This is a genomic window from Bradyrhizobium sp. P2_E8 (assembly GCF_056403875.1).
Genome location: NZ_JBFUES010000204.1, coordinates 1 through 9,235, shown reverse-complemented (window position 1 = coordinate 9,235; position 9,235 = coordinate 1). Strand labels below are relative to the sequence as shown.

Sequence of the window (9,235 nt, the reverse complement as noted above, 5' to 3'; positions counted from 1 at the left end):
GCATCGCCCCGGAATGACGACATCTATAGCCCCCAAGACGTGGATGCCCGGCACGAGGCCGGGCATGACGCAACCATCAGACATCGGAGTGTTGTGTGTACGCAGCGCGCTCAGGCGTGCTGCTCTTCGAGCGTGGGCTCGGAGATCAAGCCCAGCGTGTGCTCGGGGTTGAGGTGCAGGCCGGGGTCCATCAGCTCGCCGCGCATCAGGGCGAGCGGCGCGCTGCGATAGAGCATCAGATCGTGGAAGGGGTCGGTCAGGATCTTGGTCATCCAGACGAGGCCGGTCTCGACGTCGCGGATGAAGAACAGGTGCACGGTGCGGAACAGAAGACCGCCGCCGCCGACCACGAGCCAGATCTTGGCGACCTGCCGCATGAAGTCGGTCGCGCTCGCCCAGGGCGTGAACAGGCCGAACAGCGTCGGATCGGCAAGCAGCACCAGCGGCGAGGCCGCCCAGATCGCCATCAGCACCACCTTGCGCTGAAGGTTGTAGCCGACCTTGATCTCTTCCTTGTACTCGTGCGTCGCCTGGTTGATGTGGTCGTAAGTGTGCGGCTCGAAGAAGAAGTGCCCGGCCTGGCGCGAGGTCATCGAGACCAGCCAGCCGACCAGCGCGGAGATCACGGGATCGATGAACAGCCAGACATAGGCGAAGAGGAAGCTCAGTGCGCTGATGAAGTGCAGGCTCTGATTGATGCGGCTGTGGTGATAGTAGCGATGGTCGTCCCAGCGCTGGATCCGCAGCTGCTCGAGATAATTCTTGATCATGCTCTCCCCCAAAATGCTTTCGGGTACGGGATTACAGGGATTCGATGTACGCCGTGTGACATCATCATCTTGTCATGTGACGATGTGCAGCGGCGCGATGACGCACGGTTACTCTCTCCCCTCATCCTGAGGAGCGCGGAACGCGCCTCGCGAAGGATGAAGGCCGAGCTGCATCGGCCGAGCCTTCATGGTTCTCCGAGCGATGCGAAGCATCGTCCGGGAGACGGCGCTTACGCGCCTCCTCACCATGAGGAGAGGCCGTTACGCCGCCTTGGCGACGTCGACCTTGCGGAAGCGCACCAGCGAGAAATGGCCGAGCGGCGGAATCAGGCGGCGCTCGGCGAGCTCGATGCCGGGAGCGCCGGCCAGCCACTTGGCATAGCGCGACCAGGCGAACTCGGCGGTGCGGAAGCCGAGCGGACGCACCACCGGCTGCAGCTTCTGCTCGATGAAACGGCGCATGCCGGCGTCGGCGCTGACGCGGGTCAGGATGATCAGCTCGCCGCCGGGGCGCAGCACGCGGGCGAATTCGTCGAGCGCCTTTTCCGGATTCGGCACGGCGGTGACGACATATTGCGCCATCACGACGTCGAAGGAATTGTCGGGGAATTCGAGCTTCTCGGCGTCCATCACCGCGAGGCCCTCGACGTTCTTCAACTGGCCCTCGGTGACGCGCTGGCGCGCCTTGTCGAGCATCGCTTCCGAAATGTCGGTGCCGAAGATGCGCAGGTGCGGCGCGTAGAGCGGCAGCGAGATGCCGGTGCCGACGCCGACCTCGAGCACGCGGCCGCCGATCTTGTTGGTGGCCGCGATCGCCGCCTGCCGGCCCYTGGCGAACACGCCGCCGAACACGAGATCGTAGACGGGCGCCCAGCGATCGTAGGCCTGCTCGACCGTGCCACGGGTGAGGTCGAGCTGCTGGGTGCCGTCAAGGTTCATGATCTTAGCCATCGGTGAGGTTCTCGCTGTGGGTCAAAGTTGGGATCAACCGCGCACCGGCCGCCGCGCCATCACCGGCGAGGCGCGCAGGATGCGGCTGGGCTGAAGTGAGGTGAGGTTTCCGACGAACTGGCGCGCGCTGTTCTCCCAGGAGCGCTCCAGCGCGAAGTTGCGGCAGGTCTCGCGCGACATGGTGAGCGCGCGCAGGCACGCGGTGCGCAGATCGTGGTCGATCGCGCCGATCGGGTGACCGGCGATGACGTCCTTGGGTCCCGTCACCGGAAACGCCGCAACCGGCGTGCCGCAGGCGAGCGCCTCCAGCTGCACCACGCCGAAGGTATCGGTCAGGCTGGGGAATACGAAGACATCGGCCGCGGCGAGATGCGCGGTGAGATCCGCGCCCTTCTTCTCGCCGAGGAAGACCGCATCCGGATATTTCTTCTCGAGCGCGACCTTCTGCGGGCCGTCGCCGACGACGACCTTGGTGCCGGGCAGATCGAGCGCGAGGAACGCTTCGAGGTTCTTCTCCACCGCCACGCGGCCCATCGTCATGAAGATCGGGCCCGGCAGATCGAGCTTGGCCGGAGCGTCGGGATGAAACAGCTCGGTGTTGACGCCGCGCGTCCAGAAGCCGAGCCGCTTGAAGCCGCGCTCGGAAAGCTCCTGCCGCAGCGAGGGCGTCGCCACCATGGTCATGGCCGCGGCATCGTGGAAGTGGCGCAGCACGGCATAGCCGATGCTCGTGGGGATGCCGGTCCGCACCGAGACATACTCCGGAAAGCGCGTCGTATAGGAGGTGGTGAAGGCGAGCCGGTTGCGGCGGCAATAGGCCCGCGCGGCCCAGCCGATCGGGCCCTCGGTCGCGATGTGCAGCGCTTCGGGCGCGGCCTTCTCGATCCGCCGCGCGATCTCCTTAGCGCTCGGCAACGCAATGCGCAGGCCCGGATAGGTCGGCAGCGGCCACGACGGGAAGCCGTCCGGCGTGAGGAAGTCGATCTCGACGTCGAGGGCCTTGGCGGCACCCGCCAGCGAGGTCAGCGTCCGGACCACACCGTTAACCTGCGGATGCCAGGCGTCAGTCGCGATTAATACCCGCATGGGAAAATCCCGAGAGTTTGATGATTCTCGGCTTAGGACCATCAACCACGGATATTTCAGGCGTGTGACGTCACAGAAGTGTCGGCCCGCTGTTTTGTTCGTTAACGAGCTCGCGCGGCCACGAAACTGTCATGAAACAATCCTTGCCGCGATGAAACCGTTTTCGGTTTTCCGCGCAAACGTCCCGAAACTTATTGCCGTTAGTGATCTACGCAACGGAGCACCGCAATGGTGCCGCGGTGGACAAAACACCGAGCAAACAGGGGCGATCACATGTTCAATCTGGACACGTTCAAGACGTATTCGCGCGCCGTTGCTTTGGGCGCAGTCGCTGTCACCGCGATCGCATTCGCAGGTCCGGCCAAGGCAGCGCCGGTGCAGCTCTTCCCGTTCTTCMAGCCGCTGCCCCCGATGGCCGCGCCGCAGCCGATCCAGCCCTATCAGCCCTACCAGGCGACGCCTTACCAGGCAGCTCCCTCCGAGGACCAGGACGCGGTCGAGATGCCGGCCCGCTTCCGCCGCCAGACCGTCTCCTACGCGACGCGCGAAGCGCCGGGCACCATCATCATCGATACGCCCAACACCTACCTCTATTACGTGCTGGGCAACGGCCAGGCCGTTCGCTACGGCATCGGCGTCGGCCGCGACGGCTTCACCTGGTCAGGCATCCAGTCGGTGACCAAGAAGGCGGAGTGGCCGGATTGGACCCCGCCGCCGGAGATGATCGCCCGCCAGCCCTATCTGCCGCGCCACATGGCCGGCGGTCCCGGCAATCCGCTTGGCGCCCGCGCCATGTATCTCGGCGGCACCATCTACCGCATCCACGGCACCAACGCCCCCGAGACCATCGGCAAGCACGTCTCCTCCGGCTGCATCCGCATGACCAATGACGACGTCACCAACCTCTACTCCCGCGTCAACGTCGGCACCAAGGTGATCGTGCTGCCGATGACGGAGCGCCGTGCTGACCTTGGCGCTGCGACGCGCTAAAGCGACAGGACATTGTGACGCAAACGGCCCCGGAACCCACCGGGGCCGTTTTCGTTGGCCCTCGACATCCCGATGCGCGCTTGTCGCGGCGCGATCCCCGATGGAGGCGCTAGATGCAATCCCGCCTGCAATCATCGCCAAGCCCATGGCTGCGCCCGATCGCCGGCGCGGGAGCACTGACGCTGCTGCTGTTCGCGCCCTCCTCGCTCGCCCAGCAGCCGGTGAACGACGAGGCAGCTCAGCAGGCGTTCAACAATTCCTGCCGCACCTGCCACTCGGTGAAGGAAGGCGACAATCGCCTCGGCCCCAATCTCAGCAAGATCGTCGGACGGAGGGCAGGCTCGCTGCCCGACTACAACTACTCTGCGTCGATGAAGGAAGCCGGCTTCGTCTGGGACAAGGACAAGCTCACCCGCTTCATGGTCAAGCCGGACGAGGTCGTCTCCGGCAACAAGATKCAGCCCTATGGCGGCGTCTCCGCGGACGAAGCCGCCAAGGTAGTTGCGTATCTGCAGGCGGCGACGGGCGCACAATAGCGGCCCTTGCGTAGCGCGCCGTTTTGGTTTGCATTGGGAATCGCGGCGCATCCTTCGAGACGCCCGCCTTCGGCGGGCCCTCAGGATGAGGGCTGAACGCGCAGCTTCACGCTTGGGCCAAGTCACCGAGGCCAGTTAGCCTCATCCTGTGAGGAGCCCGCCTAAAGCGGGCGTCTCGAAGGACGAGGCGTTCACGCGGGCGAAAGTCCCTCACCTCACCGCCCCACCCCGCCGCTCCGAGATCAGCTTCAGCCACGCCGATGCATGAAACGCGCTCATCAGAAGATACATCGGCACCATCCCGCCCAGCAAAGACCCGTGTCCGGCGGCGCAGAGCATGTCCGCCGGGCCGCCGCCGAGCTCGGCCGTCAGGACGGCCATGATCGCGAAGGTTGGCGTCGCCGCAAGACCGAGCCATCTGGCGAGGCGGCGCGCGGCCACGACACCGTCGCGGCTGGCGCCGGCGGCCGCGCTGACGGGACTAGTCACGGCCTTCCGCGGCCTCTTCGCGAAAGRCCTTCTCGCCGGCGTCGGAGATCTCCACCCATTTCTTGTCGGGCGCTGCACCCTCCGTGTAGCTGTCGTGCCAGTTCCACCATTTGTAGGTCGGCGTCTGCGGATAGCCCTTGGGTGAATCCTCCCACACCTCCTGCCGGCCGAGCGGCGTGATGTCGAGATAGTTCCAGGTGCCGCCCATCTGCTCGTCGCCGCGGCTCTTGATGAAGTAGGTGCGGAAGATGCGCTTCCCGTCGCTGAAGAACACGTTGGTTCCGTGCCATTCGTCCACGCCGAAATCGGCATCGAAACTGTCGGTGATGGTGACCCACGGCAGGGTCCAGCCCATCCGCTTCTTCAGCCTGGCGATATCGGCCTGCGGCGCGCGCGAGGCGAAGACCAGCGTGGTGTCGCGGGCGTTCAGGTGCGAGACATGGGCGACCTGGTCGGCGACCATCGAGCAGCCGCGGCACGCATGATCCGGCCAGCCGAACACGCCCGGCTCGAAGAAGGCCCGGTAGACGATCAGCTGCCGCCGGCCCTGGAACAGGTCGAGCAAAGTGACCTTGCCGCCGGGCCCCTCGAACGCATAGGTTTTGTCCACGACCATCCACGGCATGCGCCGGCGCTCGGCGGCCAGCGCGTCGCGGGCGCGGGTCTGCGCCTTTTCCTTCACGAGCAGTTGCTGACGGGCTGCCTCCCAGTCCTGCGGCGACACCACCGGCGGTGTTTGCATGGCGGCCTGTCCGTTACTTCCTGCTTTTTCTGCTGACGTCATCATGGCTCTCCAAACCTCTCTTCTGGGCGCTCATTCCGCGTCTCGCTTTGACAGACGTGGAACCGCTCGCCCCTCACCGCACATTGTCGGCCGTCAACGATTTCTGGCACCAAGCGGTTGCGTGGTGGGAGTAACAAGTGTGGCGGGATTGAAATGGAGTCGCTGATCACGGCCGCCGCGCGTGCGCTCGAAGCCGGCGATCCGCTCGGCGCACTGAACCGTGTCGCATTGCGCAACGATGCCCCGTCGCTGGCGCTGCGCGGCATCGCGATGGCGCAGCTCGGCGATCTCGCAAAGGCGAAGGCGCTGCTGCGGAGCGCCGCGCGCGCCTTCGGTCCGCGCGAGGCGGTGGCGCGGGCAAGATGCGTCGTGGCGGAAGCCGAGATCGCGCTCGTCTCGCGCGACCTGAACTGGCCGGCGAAGACCCTCGCAGCCGCGCGGGCGACGCTCGAACAGCATGGCGATCTCGCCAATGCCGCCCATGCCGGCCACATCGAGGCGCGCCGTCTCCTCCTCCTCGGACGCATAGACGAGTCAGAGCGCACGCTGGCCGAGGCCGGCACCGCATCGCTCCCGCCTGCGTCTCAGGTGGCGCGCGAGCTGGTGGTCGCGGGCATTGCGATACGGCGGCTCAGGACAGAAGCCGCGCGCACCGCGCTCGACCGCGCGGCCAAGGCAGCGCGGCTGGCGGGAATCCCGGCACTCTCGGCCGAGGTCGACAGCGCGAACCGTATCCTCGACACGCCGGCCGCGCGACTGATCGCGCGCGGCAGCGAACACCCGTTATTGCTCGGGGAGGTCGAAAGACTGGCGACCTCGACAGCGCTCGTCGTGGACACCTTCCATCATGTCGTGCGCAGGCAAGGCGTTGCCGTGTCGCTCGGAACGCGGCCCGTGCTGTTCGCGCTCGCCCGTCTTCTGGCGCAGGCATGGCCCGCTGACGTCTCGCGAGAGATGCTGATATCRGGTGCGTTCCGGGCGAAGCACGCCGATGAATCGCATCGCGCGCGATTGCGCGTCGAGATCGGGCGGCTTCGCACCCAGCTCAAGCCGCTGGCCGAAATCAGTGCGACGAAGAACGGTTTTGTGCTGGCGCCGCGCAAGACGCGCGACGTCCTCGTGCTAGCCCGGCCCGTCGAGGAAAAGCACGCCGCCGTCCTCGCCTTCCTCTCCGACGGCGAGCCGTGGTCGAGCTCGGCGCTCGCGCTGGCGCTGGGAGCGAGCGCGCGGACGGTGCAGCGGGCGCTCGAGGAGCTCGCGCGGTCGAACAAGGTGCAGTCGTTCGGACACGGACGGGCGCGCCGCTGGATGACCCCGCCCGTCCCGGGCTTCCCGACAGGCTTGTTACTCCCCGGACCGCTGCTGAAGACGTAAGGTGGATCAGTTCACAGGGATCAAGCACATGAAACGTTCAGCCGCCGAGATCATCAGGGAATACGGACCCTTTCCGGGCGTCGAGGCCGTGCATGGCGTCACCTATGACGGCACGCAAGTCTGGTTCGCATCCGGCGACAAGCTGAACGCGGTCGATCCGGCCAGCGGCAAGCTCACACGCTCGATCGACGTCGCCGCGCATGCCGGGACGGCGTTCGACGGCCGGCACCTGTTCCAGATCGCCGAGGACCGCATCCAGAAGATCGACGCCGCGACCGGCAAGGTGGTGAACACCATCCCGGCGCCCGGCGGCGGTGGCGATTCCGGACTTGCCTGGGCGGAGGGGTCGCTGTGGGTCGGTCAATATCGGGAGCGCAAGATCCACCAGATCGATCCGGAGACCGGGACGGTGCTCCGTACCATCGAGAGCAAGCGCTTCGTGACCGGGGTGACATGGGTCGACGGCGAGCTCTGGCACGGCACCTGGGAAGGCGACGATAGCGACATCAGGCGGATCGATCCCGACACGGGCAAGGTGCTGGAGCAGCTCGACCTGCCTGCGGGCACGATGGTCTCGGGCCTGGAGTCCGATGGCGGCGATCGCTTGTTCTGCGGCGGCGGCAGCGCCGGCAAGGTGAGAGCGGTCCGCCGTCCGAGGCGCGACTAGCGCCCCGCGACGATTGCCTGAATGTGCGGCAATTGCGCGTTCGCGGCCGTTAACACATTCGCCCCAATTCCACCCCATCGATGCGCTCTAGCGCCCTCCTCTCCCGCCCTGTAGAATCCCCGCGGGCGGCCTGGGGGTGAGATGCGTCTGGCGTTGAATTTCAAGACTATCCTGATCGCGGTCACGGTACTCGCGGCGTCGTTCTTCATCAGCCTGAAGGCGATGGACTGGCTGTCGCCGCGCGCGACGAATTCGGCGCCCCCGGTCGCGCAGCTGCCGCCGCTGCCGCCGGTCTCGAAGAGCTCGATCGTGGTGGCGCCGGTCGCCATCGCGGTGTCGGCGATCCGCGAGCAGGCCGAGAAGGCCGCGCCGCGCAATTTCGCCGGCAAGGCCGACAACCCGATCTCGCAGATCCTGGAGAACGCCGATATCGGCTGGTCCGCCGTGCGCGGACCGATGGCCGCTGCCGGCGACAAGGACGTGCTGACGATCTCGACGCCGCTCAGCGGCAAGCTGAACGTGACGGGCTCGTTGTCGGYGAAAGCCACCGGCGCGCTTGGCGATGCGCTGGGCAGCGTGCTCGGCGGTGACGCAGCGAAACGGATCGGCGCGGTCAACATCAAGAATTTGAACGCCAGCGCCGAGATCAAGGGCAATGTGGTCGTCACCTCGCGTCCGAAGCTCGCAACGAACTGGCATCTCGAGCCCAATCTCGGCGCCCAGGTCAATCTCGGTGACACCAACCTTGCGGTCGCCGGCGCCAAGGTCAACGTGCCGGCGCAGGTGAAGCCGCTGATCGACAAGAACGTCGGCGAGCAGATCAACCTCGTCTCCGAGCGCATCCGCAACGATCCTTCGCTGCGGGAGAATGCGAAGTTGCAATGGGCCAAGGCCTGCCGCTCGATTCCGCTGCAAGGCTCGGGCTCCTCCGCCGCGCTGCCGCCGCTCTGGCTCGAGATGAAGCCGACCCGCGCCATCGCCGCGCAGCCGCGCGTCGACGCGCAGGCCGTGACGCTGCTGCTCGGCCTCGAGCTCGAGACGCGTGTGACGTCGTCGCCGACCAAGCCGGAGTGTCCGTTCCCCGACAAGATCTCGATCGTGCCGCCGACCGGCACCGGCGTGAACATCGGCGTGCCGATCGACGTACCCTTTACCGAGATCAACAAGCTCATCGCGGCGCAGATGGCCGGCCACACCTATCCCGAGGACGGCTCGGGCCCGGTCGACGTCACCGTGAAGAGCGTCAACGTGGTCCCGTCCGGCGACCGGCTGCTGATCTCGCTCCTGGTGCGCGCGAAGGAGAAGAAGAGCTGGCTCGGCCTCGGCGCCGAGGCGACCGTGCATATCTGGGGCCGGCCGATGCTCGACCAGGCGCAGCAGACGCTGCGGCTCGCCGACATCCAGCTCGCGGTGGAATCCGAGGCCGCCTTCGGGCTGCTCGGCGCGGCGGCGCGCGCGGTGGTGCCGCAGATGCAGCAGGCGCTGGTGCAGAAGGCGACGCTCGACCTGAAGCCGATCGCCGCCAACGCCCGCGAGAAGATCGCGGCCGCGATCGCCGACTACCAGAAGAGCGAGGACGGCCTCAAGG

10 protein-coding genes are annotated in these 9,235 nt (G+C 66.6%); 5 read left to right on the top strand and 5 right to left on the bottom strand.

The window, feature by feature from the left end; all coding sequences use genetic code 11:
• Positions 1–110: 110 nt before the first annotated feature.
• The 3 genes from AC1D00_RS13975 to AC1D00_RS13965 all read right to left on the bottom strand — a co-directional run bounded on the left by AC1D00_RS13975 (position 111) and on the right by AC1D00_RS13965 (position 2,807).
• Positions 111–770, bottom strand: coding sequence for a hypothetical protein (locus AC1D00_RS13975; RefSeq protein ID WP_404553642.1), 660 nt, complete (start codon positions 768–770; stop codon positions 111–113).
• A 261-nt stretch (positions 771–1,031) separates the two neighbouring features.
• Positions 1,032–1,721 carry a class I SAM-dependent methyltransferase gene (locus tag AC1D00_RS13970; RefSeq protein ID WP_477011070.1) on the bottom strand — a complete coding sequence of 230 codons (690 nt, stop codon included), beginning with the start codon at positions 1,719–1,721 and terminating at the stop codon, positions 1,032–1,034.
• A gap of 33 nt (positions 1,722–1,754) precedes the next feature.
• Positions 1,755–2,807: a glycosyltransferase family 4 protein gene (locus AC1D00_RS13965; protein WP_477011069.1), complete on the bottom strand. Its 1,053-nt coding sequence runs from the start codon at positions 2,805–2,807 to the stop codon at positions 1,755–1,757.
• A gap of 273 nt (positions 2,808–3,080) precedes the next feature.
• On the opposite strand from AC1D00_RS13965, the gene AC1D00_RS13960 reads away from it, so the two are divergent.
• Together AC1D00_RS13960 and AC1D00_RS13955 are read left to right on the top strand one after the other, a co-directional pair.
• The gene (locus tag AC1D00_RS13960; RefSeq protein WP_477011068.1) at positions 3,081–3,797 is read left to right on the top strand and encodes a L,D-transpeptidase; all 717 of its coding nucleotides are present in this window, start codon (positions 3,081–3,083) and stop codon (positions 3,795–3,797) included.
• A gap of 113 nt (positions 3,798–3,910) precedes the next feature.
• Positions 3,911–4,333 (top strand): c-type cytochrome, encoded by a 423-nt coding sequence (locus AC1D00_RS13955; protein ID WP_477011067.1) that lies wholly within the window; start codon positions 3,911–3,913, stop codon positions 4,331–4,333.
• A gap of 210 nt (positions 4,334–4,543) precedes the next feature.
• Here the strand turns inward: AC1D00_RS13955 and AC1D00_RS13950 are convergent, their stop codons facing one another.
• Positions 4,544–4,822 (bottom strand): hypothetical protein, encoded by a 279-nt coding sequence (locus AC1D00_RS13950; RefSeq protein ID WP_477011066.1) that lies wholly within the window; start codon positions 4,820–4,822, stop codon positions 4,544–4,546.
• Complete coding sequence (locus AC1D00_RS13945; RefSeq protein ID WP_477011065.1) at positions 4,815–5,609, bottom strand: DUF899 domain-containing protein; 795 nt, start codon at positions 5,607–5,609, stop codon at positions 4,815–4,817. The genes AC1D00_RS13950 and AC1D00_RS13945 overlap by 8 nt, the downstream gene beginning before the upstream one ends.
• A 150-nt stretch (positions 5,610–5,759) precedes the next feature.
• On the opposite strand from AC1D00_RS13945, the gene AC1D00_RS13940 reads away from it, so the two are divergent.
• The 3 genes from AC1D00_RS13940 to AC1D00_RS13930 all read left to right on the top strand — a co-directional run.
• A complete protein-coding gene (locus tag AC1D00_RS13940) occupies positions 5,760–6,980 on the top strand; it encodes a helix-turn-helix domain-containing protein (protein ID WP_477011064.1) in 1,221 nt (406 codons plus the stop codon).
• Positions 6,981–7,008: 28 nt separating this feature from the next.
• Positions 7,009–7,647, top strand: a complete 639-nt coding sequence (locus tag AC1D00_RS13935; RefSeq protein ID WP_477011063.1) for a Vgb family protein — start codon at positions 7,009–7,011, stop codon at positions 7,645–7,647.
• Between the two features lie 141 nt (positions 7,648–7,788).
• Positions 7,789–9,235 (top strand): DUF4403 family protein (locus AC1D00_RS13930; RefSeq protein WP_477011062.1); only part of this gene is annotated, 1,447 nt, incomplete at its 3' end.

Bases quoted from the DNA above. Each gene is read 5' to 3' on its own strand.
- AC1D00_RS13975 (WP_404553642.1), bottom strand. From the start codon at position 770: ATGATCAAGAATTATCTCGAGCAGCTGCGGATCCAGCGCTGGGACGAC.
- AC1D00_RS13965 (WP_477011069.1), bottom strand. From the start codon at position 2,807: ATGCGGGTATTAATCGCGACTGACGCCTGGCATCCGCAGGTTAACGGT.
- AC1D00_RS13935 (WP_477011063.1), top strand. From the start codon at position 7,009: ATGAAACGTTCAGCCGCCGAGATCATCAGGGAATACGGACCCTTTCCG.